This window comes from Pseudomonas sp. Q1, assembly GCF_009935975.1.
GTDB lineage: Bacteria > Pseudomonadota > Gammaproteobacteria > Pseudomonadales > Pseudomonadaceae > Aquipseudomonas > Aquipseudomonas palleroniana.
Genome location: NZ_QODI01000011.1, coordinates 68,401 through 86,744 on the forward strand (window position 1 = coordinate 68,401; position 18,344 = coordinate 86,744).

The 18,344-nt window shown below is 59.9% G+C and carries 17 protein-coding genes; 5 read left to right on the top strand and 12 right to left on the bottom strand.

Annotated elements, in window-relative coordinates:
- Positions 1-100: 100 nt before the first annotated feature.
- A complete protein-coding gene (gene fadD2, locus DK870_RS18390) occupies positions 101-1,789 on the bottom strand; it encodes a long-chain-fatty-acid--CoA ligase FadD2 (protein ID WP_104994654.1) in 1,689 nt (562 codons plus the stop codon).
- A gap of 234 nt (positions 1,790-2,023) precedes the next feature.
- On the opposite strand from fadD2, the gene DK870_RS18395 reads away from it, so the two are divergent.
- Together DK870_RS18395 and DK870_RS18400 are read left to right on the top strand one after the other, a co-directional pair.
- Entirely contained in the window at positions 2,024-2,968 is a 945-nt protein-coding gene (locus DK870_RS18395; protein WP_161549355.1) for an alpha/beta hydrolase, read from the top strand.
- Between the two features lie 65 nt (positions 2,969-3,033).
- Positions 3,034-3,504: a MaoC family dehydratase gene (locus DK870_RS18400; protein ID WP_060754119.1), complete on the top strand. Its 471-nt coding sequence runs from the start codon at positions 3,034-3,036 to the stop codon at positions 3,502-3,504.
- Positions 3,505-3,605: 101 nt separating this feature from the next.
- Here DK870_RS18400 and DK870_RS18405 read toward each other — a convergent pair whose 3' ends face one another.
- Positions 3,606-4,073 carry a PA2169 family four-helix-bundle protein gene (locus DK870_RS18405; RefSeq protein WP_060754120.1) on the bottom strand — a complete coding sequence of 156 codons (468 nt, stop codon included), beginning with the start codon at positions 4,071-4,073 and terminating at the stop codon, positions 3,606-3,608.
- 218 nt (positions 4,074-4,291) lie between these two features.
- Here DK870_RS18405 and DK870_RS18410 point away from each other — a divergent pair, with 218 nt between their 5' ends.
- Both DK870_RS18410 and DK870_RS18415 read left to right on the top strand, forming a co-directional pair.
- Complete coding sequence (locus DK870_RS18410; RefSeq protein ID WP_060754121.1) at positions 4,292-4,528, top strand: DUF3820 family protein; 237 nt, start codon at positions 4,292-4,294, stop codon at positions 4,526-4,528.
- 9 nt (positions 4,529-4,537) lie between these two features.
- Positions 4,538-5,713, top strand: coding sequence for an aminotransferase class V-fold PLP-dependent enzyme (locus DK870_RS18415; protein WP_161549356.1), 1,176 nt, complete (start codon positions 4,538-4,540; stop codon positions 5,711-5,713).
- Positions 5,714-5,821: 108 nt separating this feature from the next.
- On the opposite strand, the gene DK870_RS18420 is transcribed toward DK870_RS18415, so the two are convergent.
- The 3 genes from DK870_RS18420 to zwf are packed head-to-tail and all read right to left on the bottom strand — an operon-like array spanning position 5,822 to position 8,671.
- Entirely contained in the window at positions 5,822-6,487 is a 666-nt protein-coding gene (locus tag DK870_RS18420; protein ID WP_060754123.1) for a bifunctional 4-hydroxy-2-oxoglutarate aldolase/2-dehydro-3-deoxy-phosphogluconate aldolase, read from the bottom strand.
- A 17-nt stretch (positions 6,488-6,504) separates the two neighbouring features.
- Positions 6,505-7,218 carry a 6-phosphogluconolactonase gene (gene pgl / locus DK870_RS18425; RefSeq protein WP_090368947.1) on the bottom strand — a complete coding sequence of 238 codons (714 nt, stop codon included), beginning with the start codon at positions 7,216-7,218 and terminating at the stop codon, positions 6,505-6,507.
- The gene (gene zwf / locus DK870_RS18430) at positions 7,205-8,671 is read right to left on the bottom strand and encodes a glucose-6-phosphate dehydrogenase (RefSeq protein ID WP_161549357.1); all 1,467 of its coding nucleotides are present in this window, start codon (positions 8,669-8,671) and stop codon (positions 7,205-7,207) included. Before zwf ends, pgl begins: the two co-directional genes overlap by 14 nt.
- 221 nt (positions 8,672-8,892) lie before the next feature.
- Between zwf and DK870_RS18435 the strand changes: the two genes are divergently transcribed.
- Complete coding sequence (locus DK870_RS18435; protein ID WP_174554056.1) at positions 8,893-9,753, top strand: MurR/RpiR family transcriptional regulator; 861 nt, start codon at positions 8,893-8,895, stop codon at positions 9,751-9,753.
- 522 nt (positions 9,754-10,275) lie between these two features.
- Here DK870_RS18435 and DK870_RS18440 read toward each other — a convergent pair.
- The 7 genes from DK870_RS18440 to DK870_RS18470 form a co-directional block, all read right to left on the bottom strand.
- Positions 10,276-11,121 carry a D-hexose-6-phosphate mutarotase gene (locus DK870_RS18440; protein ID WP_060754127.1) on the bottom strand — a complete coding sequence of 282 codons (846 nt, stop codon included), beginning with the start codon at positions 11,119-11,121 and terminating at the stop codon, positions 10,276-10,278.
- Positions 11,122-11,223: 102 nt separating this feature from the next.
- Positions 11,224-12,570 carry a carbohydrate porin gene (locus DK870_RS18445; protein WP_161549358.1) on the bottom strand — a complete coding sequence of 449 codons (1,347 nt, stop codon included), beginning with the start codon at positions 12,568-12,570 and terminating at the stop codon, positions 11,224-11,226.
- Positions 12,571-12,654: 84 nt separating this feature from the next.
- Complete coding sequence (locus tag DK870_RS18450; RefSeq protein WP_161549359.1) at positions 12,655-13,815, bottom strand: ABC transporter ATP-binding protein; 1,161 nt, start codon at positions 13,813-13,815, stop codon at positions 12,655-12,657.
- 2 nt (positions 13,816-13,817) lie between these two features.
- Complete coding sequence (locus DK870_RS18455; RefSeq protein WP_060754130.1) at positions 13,818-14,663, bottom strand: carbohydrate ABC transporter permease; 846 nt, start codon at positions 14,661-14,663, stop codon at positions 13,818-13,820.
- Positions 14,656-15,564 carry a carbohydrate ABC transporter permease gene (locus tag DK870_RS18460; RefSeq protein ID WP_060754131.1) on the bottom strand — a complete coding sequence of 303 codons (909 nt, stop codon included), beginning with the start codon at positions 15,562-15,564 and terminating at the stop codon, positions 14,656-14,658. The genes DK870_RS18455 and DK870_RS18460 overlap by 8 nt, the downstream gene beginning before the upstream one ends.
- Positions 15,565-15,656: 92 nt before the next feature.
- Positions 15,657-16,943 (bottom strand): ABC transporter substrate-binding protein, encoded by a 1,287-nt coding sequence (locus DK870_RS18465; RefSeq protein WP_161549360.1) that lies wholly within the window; start codon positions 16,941-16,943, stop codon positions 15,657-15,659.
- 104 nt (positions 16,944-17,047) lie between these two features.
- The gene (locus DK870_RS18470; protein ID WP_161549361.1) at positions 17,048-18,307 is read right to left on the bottom strand and encodes an AGE family epimerase/isomerase; all 1,260 of its coding nucleotides are present in this window, start codon (positions 18,305-18,307) and stop codon (positions 17,048-17,050) included.
- Between the last annotated feature and the right edge of the window lie 37 nt (positions 18,308-18,344).

Below are 18,344 nucleotides of genomic sequence, written 5' to 3' on the forward strand. Positions count from 1 at the left end.
CTGCGCAGCAGTCTCCGGCTGTATGGAGCCGCTTCGCCCCCCAGCGCAAGCAAGCTTGCTCGCCACAGCAAGCCCCCTCCCACATAGAGCTCATGTCAAATCAGGCGATATCGCGAAGCTCGCGCCGCAAGATCTTGCCCACCGGCGTCATCGGCAACGAGTCGCGCAGCACGATATGCTTGGGCACCTTGTACCCCGTGAAGTTGTTCTTGCAGTACGCCTTCAGCTCTTCAAGGCTAACCCCCTGGGCACGTGCCACCACGAACAGTTTCACGGCCTCCCCGGTACGCTCATCCGGCACGCCGATCACCGCACAGTTGGCCACCGCAGGGTGCGCCATCACCACGTCTTCGATCTCGTTGGGGTAGACGTTGAAACCCGAGACGATAATCAGGTCTTTCTTGCGGTCGACAATGCTGACGAAGCCATCGGTATCGATCACCGCAATGTCGCCGGTCTTGAGCCAGCCCTCGGCGTCCAGAGTCTCGGCGGTGGCCACCGGCTGTTGCCAGTAACCTTTCATGACCTGCGGGCCCTTGATGCACAACTCGCCCCGCTCGCCCAAGGGCAACTCATGGCCGTCATCGTCTATGACCTTCATGGCGGTGCCCGGCACCGGGATCCCCACGGTGCCCAGCCGCGAAAGGCTGCCGTAAGGGTTGGTGCTCGCCACGGGTGAGGTTTCGGTCAGGCCGTAACCTTCGCCGATGGAGCACCCGGTGAGCGCCTTCCAGCGCTCGGCCGTGGCCTTGACCAGGGCGGTGCCGCCGGAGTTGGTGATCTTCAGGTGGGAGAAGTCCAGAGTCTTGAAATCCGGGTGGTCCATCAACGCGACAAACAGCGTGTTGAGCCCCAGCAGGCAGGAGAATCGCCACTTCTTCAATTCCTTGATGAAGCCGCCGATATCCCGCGGGTTGGTGATCAACACGTTGTGGTTGCCGGTCACCATCATGCACATGCAGTTCGCCGTGAAGGCATAGATATGGTAGAGCGGCAGCGGCGCGATCATCACTTCCTGCCCTTCCTTCACCAGCGGCTGCCCGTCATCGGTGACCTGGGACATGCAGGCCCGCACCTGTTGCATGTTCGCCACCAGGTTGCCGTGGGTGAGCATCGCGCCCTTGGCCAGGCCGGTGGTGCCGCCGGTGTATTGCAGCACCGCGATGTCATCCAGGCTCACCGGGTGGCGCGTCACGCCCAGGCCCGCGCCCATGCGCAAAGCGCGCTTGAAGGACACGGCCCGAGGCAGGTTGTAGGCCGGGACCATCTTCTTGACCTTATCGACCACGGTATTGACCAGCCAGCCTTTGGCGGCGGGCATGAAGTCGCCCATTCTGGCTTCAATCAGGTAATCGATCTCGGTGTCGCTGCACACCTCCTGCACGCGCGAGCCGAACAGGTTGAGGTAGACCAGCGCACGCACGCCGGCATCCTTGAACTGGTGGCGCATCTCGCGTGGGGTGTACAACGGGTTGGTGTTGACCACGATCAGCCCGGCGCGCAATGCACCGAACACAGCGATGGGGTAATGCAGCACGTTGGGCATCTGCACCGCGATGCGCTCGCCCGGCTTGAGGTCGGTATGCTGCTGCAGGTAACCGGCGAACGCCGCGCTCTGGCGCTCAAGCTCGGCGTAGGTCAGGGTAATGCCCATGTTGCTGAATGCCGGACGGTCGGCAAAGGCCTTGCAGGAACGCTCGAAGACTTCGATCACCGACTTGTAGCTGGTGAGGTCGATATCATTGGAAACGCCCGCCGCGCGTTTGTCATTCCAGAAATCAGGTTGCATTATTCTTGTCCCCTTACCTGAGTATGTCCGGCCGCTGTAGCGATCACTGCAGTGATGAAAAAGCAGGCTGCTATAAAAAGCGGAGCTTTGGGGACGTTAGCAGCTATGGCCAACCAGGCAAATACGCCAAACCGTTTCATTGATTGTATGAATCTTGTCTCTGAGGCGTAGGCAGATGTCCGGCCCTCGGCGAATGAGCTATACATTGCATCGACTCCGAGCAAAGGAAGCGCCATGAACCACTGCACCTTCTGGCTGACCGCGAATGACCACAGCCGCCTGTACGTCAATCAATGGCTGCCGGACGGCCCTACCCGGGCCATCATCATGCTGTCCCATGGCATGGCCGAGCACAGTGGTCGCTACGCACGCCTGGCCCAGGCCCTGTGTGCAGCCGGTTACGGGGTGTATGCGCCGGACCAGCGCGGCCATGGCCGTACGGCGGATGAAGGCACCCTGGGGTTGTACGCCGAGCATGACGGCTGGAACAAAGTCGTCGGCGATCTGGCCAGCCTCAACCAGCACATCGCCCTTCAACAGCCGGGGCTGCCGATCATTCTGCTGGGCCACAGCATGGGCAGCTATATCGCCCAGGCCTACCTGTTGCACCACAGCGCCAGCCTGGATGGGGCGATTCTCAGCGGGTCGAATTTCCAGCCCGTGGCGTTGTACCGTGCCGCCAGGGTGATCGCACGCATCGAGCGCGCGCGCCAGGGTTTGCGCGGGCGCAGCGCACTGATCGACTTTTTATCGTTCGGCTCATTCAACAAGGCATTCAAGCCCAACCGTACGGCGTTTGACTGGCTCAGCCGTGATCCGGATGAAGTGGACAAGTACGTCAACGACCCGCTGTGCGGTTTCCGTTGCACCAACCAATTGTGGGTCGACCTGCTGGGCGGCTTGCAGCAAATCAGCAAAGCGTCCAATCTCGCCCAGATCGATCCGGGCCTGCCGATTCTGGTAATAGGTGGCGAATGTGATCCGGTGAGTGAGGGCAAGCGTCTCAAAAGCCTGGCCCATGCCCTGCGTGAGGCCGGCTGCCAGCACCTGCAATTGAATATCTACCCGCAGGCGCGTCACGAAGTATTCAATGAAACCAACCGCGATGAAGTCACTGCGGATGTGCTGACGTGGCTCGAACAGGCGCTGACTTTACGCCGGCCGACCCGCTGCGAGTAACTTCTTGATAAGTCGTTTAAAATCAGCCAATTAATTTACCGATTAGCCACAGGATGCACCCCTAGATGACCCAGGTTACCAACACCCCGTACGAAGCCCTCGAAGTCGGCCAGACCGCCAGCTACAGCAAGACCGTCGAAGAGCGGGATATCCAGTTGTTCGCCGCGATGTCCGGCGATCACAACCCGGTGCACCTGGATGCCGAGTACGCCAAGGCCACCATGTTCAAGGAGCGCATTGCCCACGGCATGTTCAGCGGCGCCCTGATCAGCGCGGCGGTAGCCTGTGAGTTGCCTGGGCCGGGCACCATCTATATCGGCCAGCAGATGAGCTTCCAGAAACCGGTGAAAATCGGCGACACCCTGACCGTACGCCTGGAAATCCTCGAGAAACTGCCGAAATTTCGTGTACGTATCGCCACCCGCGTGTTCAACCAGAACGATGAGTTGGTAGTGGACGGCGAGGCGGAAATTCTTGCACCGCGCAAGCAACAGGTCGTGACCCTGACAGCGCTGCCGCCGATCAGCATCGGCTGACAAGCCCGCCCCTACACAGGCTTGCTACCAATAAAAAAGGGTCAGTCACCCGATAAAGTGACTGACCCTCTTTTATTGGGGGAGCAAGCCCCCAGCAGCACTTACGACTGGGCGCGAGCCTGGTTACGCAGGGCTTTTACCTGGTCGTGGTTGCGCTGTACGCCGTGGTACTGACGCTCAACCAGGTCACGAATACCCAGCAGGTTGTGCTTGTTGATCTTCTCGATCGCTTCCCGGTAAGCCTTGAGGGCATGGTCTTCACCGCGCTCGGCTTCATTGAGCACCGCTTCCTCATCTTTACCGGTCACCATCGACTTCACGTCGACCCAACCACGGTGCAGTGCACCGGCTACGCTGCCGGAGTTTTCCGGATCGCCGCCCAGCGCACGCACGGCGGTTTTCAGTTCTTCAGCGGCTGTACCGCAATCGACGGAACGCTTGGCGAACAATGCCTTGAGTTCTGGGTGCTTGATGTCTTCAGCGCACTCCTTGAAACCTTTTTGACCGTCGATACTGGTTTCGATCAGGTCATTGAGTACGGAGATCGATTCTTTATTGATGTCAGTCATTTTTCAATTCCTTGGGCAGGTTTAAAGAAGCTTGTTTAAAGCTTGCATGAGGTATTGCAGCGCCCGTGCCAAGTTTTTCAATAAAAAATTTTGTTTAATTTTCAATTAGTTACGAAATATTGAACTATCTGTATGGACGTTATTTGCATGATCTGTCATTTGGCCTTCATGCAAAATACCTGTATTTTTCAGGCTCTCCCCTCAATCGCTTGATGCTCATGAACCCGGAAAAACTCGAACTGCTGATCACCCGCGAAATGCCTTTTGGCAAATACAAGGGACGGATCATTGCCGACCTGCCGGGGCCCTACCTCAACTGGTTCGCCCGCGAAGGTTTCCCCCATGGCGAGCTGGGTGGCTTACTGGCATTGATGCAGGAAATCGACCACAACGGTCTGTCCGACCTACTCGAACCGCTACGCGTGAAACACGGTAAACCCGCCCCTCGCCATTAGAGCCTTGCCATGCCACGGAATGCGCACAACGAACATCACTGGTACACCATCGCCCAGCGCTATGAGCTGGAACCCGGTCCGATCAATCTGGAAAACGGTTACTTCGGGCGCATGAGCCGTGCGGTGCGTACGCAATACCTGGAGCACGTCGCCTTTATCAATCGCAGTAACTCGGTACATGTTCGCCAGCAGTTCGAACAAGGCGAAAACGTCGAGATACGCCGCCAACTGGCCGGGCTGATCGATGCCGAACCTGAATCCATCGCCTTCACGCGCAACGCCACCGAGGCCTTGCAGTCGCTGATCCGCAACTACAATCGCCTGCAGCCGGGCGATCAGGTGCTGATCAGCGACCTGGAGTACGACACGGTCAAGGGCGCCATGCGGTGGTTGGCGGGTTATCGCGGCGTGGACGTGATCGAGGTGTCCCACACCCACCCGGCCAGTTTCGACAGCCTGCTACAGACCTATCGCGAGACCTTCAGCCGGTACCCGCGTTTAAAGCTGATGGCGCTGACCCACGTTACCCACCGCACCGGCCTGGTCATGCCCGTTGCGGCGATCGCCAAGGCTGCACGCGAGCAAGGCATCGACGTGATCCTCGACGGGGCCCACGCGCTGGGCCAGATCGAGTTCAACCTGGCCGAGCTGGGCATCCAGTTCGCCGGCTTCAACCTGCACAAATGGATCGGCGCACCGCTGACGTTGGGGTTTCTCTACATCGCTCCCGAGCGCCTGGCGGATATCGACCCGGACATGGGCGAATTCCATTACCCCAGCACGGATGTACGCGCACGCACGCCCTACAGCACGCCGAACTTTCCGGCACTGATGACGCTGCCGCTGGTGCTTGAAGAACATCGCGACCTGGGTGGCGCCGCCGCCAAGGGTGCGCGCGTTAATTACCTGCGGGATCTGTGGGTGAGCCGGGTGCGGCCATTGCCGGGGATTGAAGTGCTGACGCCGGATGATCCGCGGCTGTATTGCGGGATCACGGCATTCAAGTTCATAGGGCGGGACCAGCAGGTGATGGCGGACCGCTTGCTCAAGGATTACGGCCTGTTCACCACGACTCGCGTCGGCGCTGCGTTTGGCACCTGCATACGCGTGACGCCCGGCCTGGCGACCTCGGCGGCGGACATCGATGCCTTGGTCGACGCCATTACCGAACTGAGCACAGATTAAAAATGTGGGGTTGGCAGCAGGTTTTTCAGGCAAAAAAAAGCGGCACACCGACCAAGTGCACCGCAAAAATGCCGTTAAGCACAGCAACAACGATTCAGTAAAAGCGCATCAATCCAGCAGCGCCAGCGCTTGCGCGGTAACTTCCTGGATGCGGGCCCAGTCGCCGTTCTTGACCCACTCAGGGTCCAGCATCCAGCTACCGCCCACGCACATCACGTTTTTCAACGCCATGTAGTTTTTGATGTTGGCCGGGCCAACACCGCCGGTCGGGCAGAATTTCACTTCGCCGAACGGGCCACCGAGGGCCTTGATCGCGGCAACGCCACCGCTGACTTCGGCGGGGAACAGCTTGAAGCGGCGATAGCCCAGGCCATAGCCTTCCATGATGCCGGAGGCGTTGCTGATGCCTGGCAGCAGCGGGATCGGGCTGTGCACCGAGGCTTCCAGCAGGTCACGGGTAATGCCGGGGGTGACGATAAATTGCGAACCGGCCACCTCGGCCGCTTCGAGCATATGACGGTCGAGCACGGTGCCGGCACCGGTGCACAGTTCCGGGCGTTGCTCGCGCAAGACCTGAATGGCCTTGAGGCCGAACTCGGAGCGCAAGGTCACTTCCAATGCGGTCAAACCACCGGCTGCCAGGGCATCGGCCAGCGGCAGGATGTCCTGTTCGCGGGCGATGGTGATCACCGGCAGAATCCGCGCCTTGGCGCAGAGGCTGTCGATCAGGGCAACTTTATCCGCCATGGATACGGTCGGTTGAGGGCTGTTCATAGCGGCTGATCCTTGGCTCATGGGCACCAGTAAATCTCTAGAGTGGGTTGCAAAAACGCGCGAATCGGCATGGCAGCAACGTCATCACTGGCCAGCGCGGCGCTCAAGGTGGTCAATTTCGAACTGCCGGCAATCGACAGTACGGTGTAGTTCGCCGTGGACAGCAAGGCGCGACTCATGGTCAGGCGCTGGTGCGGCACGGTCGGCGCCAACATCGGCCAGCAACGGCGGGTACCGTTGGGTTGCAGGGCGTCGCTCAGGTTCGGGCTGTTGGGAAACAGCGACGCGGTGTGGCCGTCATCGCCCATGCCCAGCACCAGCACATCAATGGCTGGCAACTCGCCCAGCAAGCGATCGGCCTGCAAGGCTGCCTCTTCAAGATTGGCCGCGGCGCTGTACAGGCTCAGGAACCTGGCCTTGGCCGCCGGGCCTTGCAGCAAGTGCTGCTTCAACAGGCCGGCGTTGCTGTCGGCATGCTCCACCGGCACCCAGCGCTCATCGGCCAGGGTGACGGTGACCTTCGACCAGTCCAGGCCCTGCTTGGCCAGGCTCTGGAAGAACGCCACGGGGCTGCGGCCGCCGGACACGACCAGGGTCGCATCACCACGGGCACTGATGGCCGCGCGCAGCTGTTCGGCCACGTCGTTGGCCAGGCCATCCGCCAGCAAGGCGGCTGTGCGGTACTCATGGGCCGTCACGCCCTGAGGCAGTTTCAGTTCAGATATCGCCATACCACGACCTCCCATCCCGCGTGATCAGTGCAATCGAGCTCATCGGCCCCCAGGACCCCGCCGCATACGGCTTGGGCGCATCACCGGACTTCTTCCACCCGGCGATCAACTGGTCACACCACTTCCACGCGGCTTCGATTTCATCTTTGCGGACAAACAGGTTCTGATTGCCGCGCATCACTTCCAGCAACAACCGCTCGTAGGCATCGGGAATGCGTGCGCTGCGATAGGTGTCGGAAAAATTCAATTGCAGCGGGCCACTGCGCAGTTGCATGCCCTTGTCCAGGCCCTGCTCCTTGGTCATCACACGCAAGGAAATACCTTCGTCCGGCTGCAGGCGGATGATCAGTTTGTTGCTGATCTGAAGGCGCTGCTCGGGAGCGAAGATGTAGTGCGACGGTTCCTTGAAGTGGATGACGATCTGCGACAGCTTTTGCGGCATGCGCTTGCCGGTACGCAGGTAGAACGGCACGCCGGCCCAACGCCAGTTACGGATATCGGCCCGCAGGGCGACGAAGGTCTCGGTGTCGCTCTGGGTGTTGGAATTCTCTTCTTCCAGGTAACCCGGCACCGGCTTGCCGGCGCTGTAGCCGGCGATGTACTGGCCGCGCACCACTTGGGTGGTCAAGCCATCCGGGCTGATCGGTGCCAGCGCCTTGAGCACCTTGACCTTCTCGTCTCGAATACTGTCGGCGGACAGGTCGGCCGGTGGGTCCATGGCGATCAGGCAAAGCAGCTGCAGCAAGTGATTCTGGATCATGTCCCGCAGTTGGCCGGCCTTGTCGAAGTAACCCCAACGGCCTTCGATACCAACCTGCTCGGCCACGGTGATTTCCACGTGGGAAATGTAGTTCTGGTTCCACTGGGTTTCGAACAGGCTGTTGGCAAACCGCAGTGCGATCAGGTTCTGGACGGTTTCCTTGCCCAGGTAGTGGTCGATGCGATACGTGCGGTTTTCCGGGAAAAACTGCGCCACGGCGTCGTTGACCTTGCGCGAGGATTCCAGGTCGGAGCCGATGGGCTTTTCCAGGACCACCCGGGTATTTTCCGCCAGGCCGACCTTGGCCAGGTTTTCGCAGATAGCGCCATATACCGCCGCCGGTGTGGCGAAGTAGGCGATCAGTCGTTGCTCGCCTCCGACTTTTTCAGCGAGGGCGACGTAGTCGTCAGCCTGCATGAAATCGACATGGACATAGACCAGGCGCGCCAGGAAGCGCTGGGCCACGGTCTCGTCCATTTCCTTGCCGACGTAGTTGCGCAGTTCTTTTTCGATGTGGGCCAGGTGCTGTTGCTCGGACCCGGCTTCACGGGCCAGGGCCAGGATGCGCGTGTCGTCGTGCAAGAGCCCGGCGCCATCGAGTTGATAGAGGGCAGGAAATAACTTGCGCAGCGCCAGATCACCCAAGGCGCCAAACAGGGCAAAGGTGCAGGGTTCTACGGTTATCGAAGGCATGATGTTTGTTCTTTTATCAAGTTAAGCTACAAATACCTTTTTTCAAGGCATCACTCAAGGAAAAATGTAGTAATAACCACAACATTTTCCCAAAATACGCATTCCGAGTGGTGGTGTTCAGCTACCCTCAGTAGGATAGGCCACCTCAAAGGGCCGCTCGTCGATTGGTTGCTGCCCTTAATATTTGCATCGTCGCCCGAAGGAAAGACTGAATGGACCGCGTGCGAAATCTTCTGGAACAGATCCAGAACCGCCTCGAAGAATTAAACAAGGCCGAGCGCAAAGTCGCTGAAGTCATCCTGCTTAACCCGCAGCAGGCCACTCGCTTCTCGATCGCCGCCCTCGCCCAGGCCGCCTCGGTCAGTGAGCCGACGGTCAACCGTTTCTGCCGTTCGTTCGGTGTCAGCGGTTACCCTGAACTGAAATTGCAGTTGGCGCAAAGCCTGGCCAGTGGCGCGGCCTATGTCAGCCGCGCAGTGGAGGCCGATGATAACCCTGAGGCGTATACCCAGAAGATCTTCGGCAGCGCCATTGCCTCCCTGGACAGCGCCTGCCAGGCCCTGGACCCGGCCCTGATCAGCAAGGCCGTGGATTTGCTGATCCAGGCGCGGCAGATCCACTTCTTCGGCCTGGGCGCCTCGGCTCCGGTGGCCATGGACGCGCTGCACAAGTTTTTCCGCTTCAACCTGGCGGTGACCGCGCATGCCGACGTGCTGATGCAGCGCATGATCGCTTCGGTGGCCCATACGGGCGAGCTGTTCGTAATCATTTCCTACACCGGGCGTACCCGCGAGCTGGTGGAAGTGGCGCGTATCGCACGCAGCAATGGTGCTTCGGTGCTGGGCGTGACTGCCGAAAACTCACCGCTGGCCAAGGCCAGCACCGTGAGTCTTAACATTCCGCTGCCGGAAGACACCGACATCTACATGCCGATGACGTCGCGGATCATCCAACTGACGGTACTGGATGTGCTGGCGACCGGCATGACCTTGCGTCGCGGGGTGGATTTCCAGCCGCATCTGCGCAAGATCAAAGAGAGCTTGAATGACAGCCGGTATCCGGTGGGCGACGAATTCAACTAGCCACTGATCGTTCCCACGCTCCGCGTGGGAACGCCACTCTGGACGCTCTGCGTCCGCTGCTGAAAGTCGTGACGCGGAGCGTCACTGGATGCATTCCCACGCGGAGCGTGGGAACGATCTAAAGCCCACACAGACATCTGATCGTTCCCACGCTCGGCGTGGGAACGCCGCCCTGGACGCTCTGCGTCCGCTGCTGGAAGTCGTGACGCGGAGCGTCACTGGATGCATTCCCACGCGGAGCGTGGGAACGATCTAAAGCCCACACATGACACCTGATCGTTCCCACGCTCTGCGTGGGAACGCCGCCCTGGACGCTCTGCGTCCGCTGCTGGAAGTCGTGACGCGGAGCGTCACTGGATGCATTCCCACGCGGAGCGTGGGAACGATCTAAAACCCACACACGACATCTGATCGTTCCCACGCTCTGCGTGGGAACGCCGCCCTGGACGCTCTGCGTCCGCTGCTGGAAGTCGTGACGCGGAGCGTCACTGGATGCATTCCCACGCGGAGCGTGGGAACGATCTAAGCTCCGGCTCTGGCCTGCAAGCTGAGATGCGCCCTCTCCCCCGGCGCCAGGCTGGCTCCGGCCATTGCCGACTCCACGCACACAAACCCCGACGCCTCATTGAAACTCACGCCCAGCAACGGTCGGCTCCCCGGATGCCACACCACGGTGTCCGCGCTGTCGCCGGTGTCGATACACAGTTCGCGCTGCCAGGCATGGTCTTTGAGATGCAATTCGCCCTCATGCTGGAACACCCGCTGGCAGCCACCGTCCACTCGCAACTCACCTTCCTGCTGGCAGACCTGACGGTTGAGCTGGTCATAACCTTGCGCCCCATCGAGCCCAGACAGCGCTACCTCATCAACGTGACCAATACGCCAGTAAGCGTGCAAAGCATGGCTCAACTGACAAGGGAGTTCGTCCTGATGTTCAGTGCTCAGGCGCAATTCCAGGGTTTCGCCCAGGTGCGCATGCAGGTCGACCTGCCAGTCGCACAGGCGTAATTGCCAGTGCAGACGCACACCATCGTCGTCGCTGCTGCTGTCGAGCAGCTTCCAGTCGATCAGCCGCGCCCAGCCATGGGACGGCCATGCGTTTTCACTTGGATGGCGGCCATACCAGGGCCAGCACACCGGCACACCACCACGAATGGCCCCCACCTGTGGCCACTTGGCTGCACACCACAACCAGGGTTTCTGGCCGTGCGGCTGGAAATGCAACAGTTGCGCCCCCTGGCGACTGAACACCGCCTGGCACAGCGGATGATCGATCACCAATACGTCGCGCATCTGAAAGCGCTCCCAGGCGAATACCGGACGCTCGCGCAGGGATTTGAAAAAGCGTTGCAGCGGATGCTCATGCATGTGCCACGGTCCTGAAGATCATCACAGTGCGCCCCAAAAAAAGCGGGTAGCCATGGCTACCCGCAAAATGCGCACAGAGAGAAGGAGCTTATCGCAACAGCGTTAGAACGTAGACTGAATTTTCAGGCCCGCTACCAACGCGTTGTCGACCTGGTCGACGCCACCTGGGTTCTTGATGTATTGCAGGTTAGGACGCACGGTCAGCCAGTTGGTGACGTGGATGCCGTAGTTGAGCTCGACGTTGTACTCGGTGTTACGCAGAGGCGCGTAACCCGCCTGGCTGTAGTCGGTGTAACCACCCGCCTCATTGAGCAACTCGGAGTTTTTCTTCACATCACTGTTGGCGTGGATACGGGAAATACCAATACCGACGTCATCTTTGGCACGGGCATCAAATGGCCCTTTGTACACCAGCATCAGCGACTGGTAGTTATCGACCAGGTTGGTGTCTTTATCATGGAAGGTCGCGTTGGCGGCAATGTTCAAGCCGCGCGAAGCATCACCGTTATGCGTGGTGAGTTGCTGTTGCGCAACGAACCAGTAACCGGTTTTGCTGCTGCGCAGACGGTAGGCTGCACCGGTGGTGGCCGCATCGTTACCATTGACGTCTTCACGTACATCGCTGGCGTCGGCCGCGCTCTTGTAGTAACCCACACGGTATTCGCCCGGCAGGTTGTTAACCTTCGGCGACCAGACCAATTCCACCGGAATCACAGTACCCTTGGTACCGCTGCCGCTGAGCTTGAAGCCGTTACCGTGCTCCAACTGCGACGGGTTCTGGTTGTACGCACCGATTTGCGCATACAGCTCTGGCGTGATGTTGTACTTCAAGCGGATAGCGGCCTGGGCCACCGGCCAGTTGTACCAGGTGTTGACGTAGTTACCCACTTGCGAGCCGCAGAACGACAGGTTCTGGAAGTCGCATGGGAAGGTGTTGAAGTCTTCGCCTTCGCCGAAGTAGCCGAGTTTCACGTCCAGCTTGTTGTCGAACATCTGGTGCTGGATCCAGAACTGGGTCAGACGCACCATGTGGCCACGGCCATAGACTTCCATGGACGAGCTCAGCGTGCCGGCACGCGGGTCGCCGATACGGTCGTTGGAGATGTTCTGGCCATTACGGTTGGTCAACTGGATCTTGGCCTGGGTGTTGTCCCAGCCCCACAGTTTCTGCAGGTCCAGCGCCACGCCCAGACCGAACTGGTCGGAGTAACGGCCAGTCTTGTCGTCGTTGTAGCCGCCATGCAGGTTGGCGCCCATTTCACCCACGTAGTCAGCCTTGATGTCGATACCTTGCTCGATCAGCTTGGTCCGCTCGCCGCCCCAATCACCGGTCATCCACTTGGAGTCGGCACTGAATGCATCGGCCGCCATCGCATTGGCGGACAGTACAAGGGCTGCTGCTGCTGACAGTTGGCAGATCAGCCGGGTGTTGTTGTGTTGCTTTTTCATCCCTACATCCTCGTCTTTATTGTTATTAAACTGTTTTTATCTAACGCGGGTTACATTTTTTATCTAAAACAACAAGTTATAGACTCAACGACCTTTGAATTGGGCCACGTTGCCGGTGTGCCCGAGGGCAGGCGATGCGGCAGCAATGCCCAGACGCTCGCCAGTGTTGGCGTCGAACAACAGGACCTTGGCCGGATCGAATTGCAGGGTCAGGGTCTCACCGACCTGGGGCGCCACGTCGGGTGCCAGGCGGCAGCAGACCTTGGTGTCGTTGAGTTGCACGAACACCAAGGTGTCCGGGCCGGTCGGTTCGGTGACCTGGACTTCGGCACGAATGCTCGACGCGCTGTCGCCCTCGCCGTTGGCCAACATGATTTGCTCCGGGCGCAGGCCCAGGATCACGTCGCGGTCTTCAAGGCCGGCATCCGACACATTGAGCGCCAACTCGCAGCGGGCCTGGCCGCTATCGAGCAGCGCCACCAGGCGACCGTCCTTGCGCTGCAAGCGCAGCGGTACGAAGTTCATCGGCGGCGAACCGATAAAGCTCGCGACGAACTGGTTGGCCGGGTCGTTATAAATCTCTTTCGGCGTACCGAACTGCTGGATGATGCCGTCCTTCATCACCGCCACTTTGTCGCCCAGGGTCATCGCTTCGATCTGGTCGTGGGTCACGTAGACCGTGGTGGTTTTCAGGCGCTGGTGCATCAGTTTCATTTCGGTGCGCATCTCGACCCGCAGCTTGGCGTCGAGGTTGGACAGCGGTTCGTCGAACAGGTAGATCTTCGGCCGACGCGCCAGGGCACGGCCCATGGCCACGCGCTGTTGCTGGCCACCGGACAACTGGCCCGGCTTGCGATTGAGCAGGTGTTCGATCTGCAGCAGCTTGGCCACGCGCGCCACTTCGGCATCGATATCGGCCTGGGGCATCTTGCGGATTTTCAAGCCGAACTCGATGTTCTCGCGCACGCTCATGGTTGGATACAGCGCGTAGGACTGGAACACCATGGCGATGTCACGGTCCTTGGGGCTCATGCCGCTGACGTCCTGATCGCCGATCATGATCGCGCCGCCGGTGATGGTCTCAAGCCCGGCGATGCAGTTCATCAGCGTGGATTTACCGCAACCCGAAGGGCCGACCAGGATCAGGAACTCACCTTCCTTGATCGACAGTTCGATGTTCTTCAAGGTGTCGGGCAAGCCGGCGCCATAGGTCTTGTTTACATTGCGAAGTTCAAGCGTAGCCATGATTACCCCTTGACCGCGCCAGCCGTGAGGCCGCGCACGAAATACTTGCCTGCGATCACATAGACCAGCAGGGTCGGCAGCCCGGCGATCATCGCCGCCGCCATATCCACGTTATATTCCTTGGCCCCGGTGCTGGTGTTGACCAGGTTGTTCAGCGCCACCGTGATGGGCTGGGAGTCGCCGCTGGAGAACACCACACCGAACAGGAAGTCGTTCCAGATCTGGGTGAACTGCCAGATCAGGCAGACCATGATGATCGGCGTCGACATCGGCAGAATGATCTGACGGAAGATGGTGAAGAAACCTGCACCGTCCAGTCGTGCGGCCTTGATCAGCGCGTCAGGAATGCTCACGTAGTAGTTACGGAAAAACAGTGTAGTAAACGCCAGCCCGTAGACCACGTGTACAAACACCAGGCCGGTGGTGGTGCTGGCCAGGCCCATCTTGCCGAGGGTGAACGACGCGGGCAGCAGTACGGTCTGGAACGGCAGGAAGCAGCCAAACAGCAGCAAGCCGAAGAACAGCTGCGAGCCTTTGAAGCGCCAGAACGACAGCACATAGCCGTTCAGTGCGCCAATGGCGGTGGAAATCAGTACGGCCGGAACGGTGATCTTGATCGAGTTCCAGAAGTAGCCGTCCACGGTGGCCCAGGCCTTGACCCAGCCGATACCGCTGACCACGGTCGGCCAGCTCAGCAGGTTGCCGGTGCTGATATCTTCCGGGGTCTTGAAGCTGGTCAGCAGCATCACTACCAGCGGCACCAGGTACAGCAGCACCGCGAGGATCAGCACCGCATAGATCGCGATGCGGCTCAGGCTGATGGCAGGTTTGGAAGCGAGACTAGTCATGACGCTTGGTCCTCAGCTCGGAATACAGGTAAGGCACGATGATCGCGAGGATCGCGCCGAGCATCAGGATTGCACTGGCCGAGCCCATGCCCATCTGGCCACGACTGAAGGTGAACGAGTACATGAACATGGCGGGCAGGTCGGACGAGTAGCCCGGACCACCGGCCGTCATGGCGGCGACCAGGTCGAAGCTCTTGATCGCAATGTGCGCCAGGATCATCACTGCACTGAAGAACACCGGGCGCAGGCTGGGCAGCACCACGCTCCAGTAGATGCGCGGCAGGCTGGCGCCGTCGATCTGCGCGGCACGGATGATCGATTGATCAACACCACGCAGGCCCGCGAGGAACATCGCCATGATGAAGCCGGAGGCTTGCCACACGGCGGCAATCACCAGGCAGTAAACGACGCGGTCAGGGTCGATCAGCCAGTCGAGACGGAAGCCTTCCCAGCCCCAGTCCCGCAGGAGTTTGTCCAGGCCCATGCCCGGGTTGAGCAGCCATTTCCAGGCGGTACCGGTGACGATCATCGAAAGCGCCATCGGGTACAGGTAAATGGTGCGGATAAAGCCTTCACGACGGATCTTCTGGTCGAGGAAAATCGCCAGTGTCACGCCGATCACCAAGGTGATACCGATAAACATCCCGCCGAAAACCGCCAGGTTCTTGCTCGCCACCCACCAGCGGTCGTTGTCGAACAAGCGCGCGTATTGCGCAAGGCCGGCCCAGGTGTAGTTAGGCAGGAACGTGGAGGTGGTGAACGACAGCACGAACGTCCACAGGATGTAGCCGTAGAAGCCCACCAGAACGATGAACATGCTGGGCGCCAGCACCAGTTTGGGGAGCCAGCGCTGCAGTGCATCGAACGGCGAGGCCTTGCTGAACACAGCAACAGAACTCATGGGAAAATCCAGTACAGGGAAAAAGGACTACAAGAGCATGCCTTGTGAGGAGTCAGGGGGTTTCCCCTCACAAGGACCAGCCGTGCTAACCGTTACTTCGCAGACTTGATCGCAGCGCCAAGTTTCTTGGCGGTGTCGGCCGGGTCGGCTTTCGGGTCGTTGATGTAGTTGGTCACGACATCAAAGAACGCACCTTGCACGGCCAGGGTGGTGGCCATGTTGTGCGCCATGCTTGGCTGCAGGCCGCCGGTCTGGGCATCAGCCAGGAAGTCCTTGGCGGCAGTCTGAGCGCAGGAATCGAACCCGTAGGAGTCCATTTTGTTCAGCATGTCGTTACGCACCGGGATCGAGCCCTTGTTGATGCTGAACACTTTCTGGAAGTTTTCACCCAGCACCACTTTGGCGATGTCCTGCTGACCGGCCTGAGTGCCCTTGTCTTTGACCTTGAACACCGCCAGGGAGTCGATGTTGTAAGTAAAGGCTTTGTCGGTGCCCGGGAAGGCTACGCACTCGTAGTCTTTGCCGGCGACTTTCTTGGCGGCAGTCCATTCGGACTTGGCCCAGTCACCCATGATCTGCATGCCGGCCTTGCCGTTGATGACCTTGCCCGCTTCGAGGTTCCAGTCCTGGCCTTTACCGTCGACGTCCATGTAGGTCGCGACTTTCTTCAGTTCGGTCAGGGCCTTGACCATTTCCGGGCCGGTCAGCGCGGCGTTGTCCAGGTCAACCAGGGCTTTCTTGTAGCCATCAGCCCCCATCACCGACAACACCACCGCTTCGAATACGGTGCTGTCCTGCCAAGGCTGGCCACCGTGGGCGAGCGCAATGAAGCCCGCGGCCTTGAGCTTGTCACCGGCAGCGTAGAACTCTTCGAGGGTGGTCGGGTTCTTGGTGATACCGGCTTTCTTGAAGACTTCCGGGTTGATCCACAGCCAGTTCACGCGGTGGATGTTGACCGGCACGGCAACGTAGTTGCCCTCGTACTTCACGGTATCGGAGACTTTCTTGTCGAGCAGGGAGTCCCACTTTTCTTCTTTGGCGACGTCTTTGAGCACGTCAGTGTCGAGCAGGCCGGTGGATGCCCATTCCTGGATGTCCGGACCTTTGATCTGAGCAACGCCTGGTGGGTTGCCGGCGACCGCACGGCTTTTCAGCACGGTCATGGCAGTGGCGCCACCGCCACCTGCAACAGCGCCGTCCTTCCAGGTGAAGCCGTCTTTCTCAACTTGGGCCTTCAGGACATCTACGGCCGCTTTTTCACCGCCGGAGGTCCACCAATGCACAACTTCAACCGTGCCTTTCGAGTCGGCGGCAAATGCACTGAGGGGAAACAACGAGGCAATGGAAATAGCGACGGCGAGGCGATTAATCGCGTTCATCTGAGTACCTTTTCTTGTTGTTATGCATGCAAGTCTAGAGCTTGCGCTGCACGGAGTTTAAACAGGGATGTTCAGGGCGCAGGTAACAAAGGGACGCACAAATGTCACCACCTTGTGACATACAGGCCCCGACCTATAGCACTGGTCATACTGGGTGACAGAGGGAGTGCGGGCAGCACCACCGCTTGCCAGGCATGGTACAGGTCCGGCTTGCCACCCCAAATGTTGCTGCTGGGTTGGTTGTGCGGGTCGAGTTCGTGGTGCCAGCTGCCGTGGGTCCTGTCGATAAAGTGGGTCTCGCAGAACTCCCAGAAGCGTCGGTACCACATCTCGTAATGCGCATCAGCGGTACGCTTGAGCAGTGCCTGGGCAGCGGCACTGGCTTCGGCGTGGGTCCAATGCAAGCGTTCGCGTACCACCGGGCGCTGGTTCCAATCCAGGGTGTAGACGATGCCGGGGGCGCCATCCACGGCCCAGGCGTGCTCGCAGGCGCTGGCGAACAGGCCTTGAGCATCGCTCACCAGCCAGTCCGGCGTGATCAGCCCGGCTTGCAGACGCGCAGCCTCCAGGTGCAGCACCAGCCGCGCCCACTCAAAACCGTGACCGGGGGTGATGCCGTAAGGGCGAAAGCCGTCGGCCGGGTTGTCTTCGTTGTAACCGGGTAGCGGTTGCCAACGAGTGTCGAAATGCTCGATCACCATGAACCGATTAGCCGCCGCGTGGGTGTGGATAACCCGCTCGACGATACGCAGCGCCCGGTCCAACCAGCGTCGATCACCGGTGACATCGGCCAGGGCCAGGAATGCTTCGGTGGCGTGCATGTTGCTGTTGGCACCGCGATAGGCTTCGACACCGGTCCAGTCCCGGGCAAAGGATTCGAGCATCACGCCCTCCTCCTCGCTCCAGAAGAATTGGTCGATGACATGGATGGCATCGTTCAACAGGTCCTGTGCACCTGGCGCGCCGGCCACCACCGCCGAGCTGGCGGCCAGGGCGACGAAGGCATGCAAATAAGCCGCTTTACCGTGGTTGCCATCGCGGGCATTGGGGGTGGCGAACCAGCCGGCGTGCTCACTGTCGCGCAGTGGCCCTCTGAGCGCCGCGACGCCGTGGGCGACCAGGTCGGCGTAACCCGGCAGCCCCATGACCTGGGCCATGGCGAAACTATGGGTCATGCGCGCGGTGTTCATGGTTTCGGCGTAGGCATCGGCCGGCAGTTGGCCTTTGTCATCGAGATTGCCGAAGCCGTCAGGCAGTCGAGAGGCTTTGGCAAATGCCAACAGGCGCTGTCCTTCGCCGGCAAGCCAGGCGTGATGGGCAGGTGCATTCAGCCAACTGCTGGCAGGCAGTGGTTGGGTGGTCATGGGTGGCCCTTGTTTTTTTTATGGGATGACCGAGTCT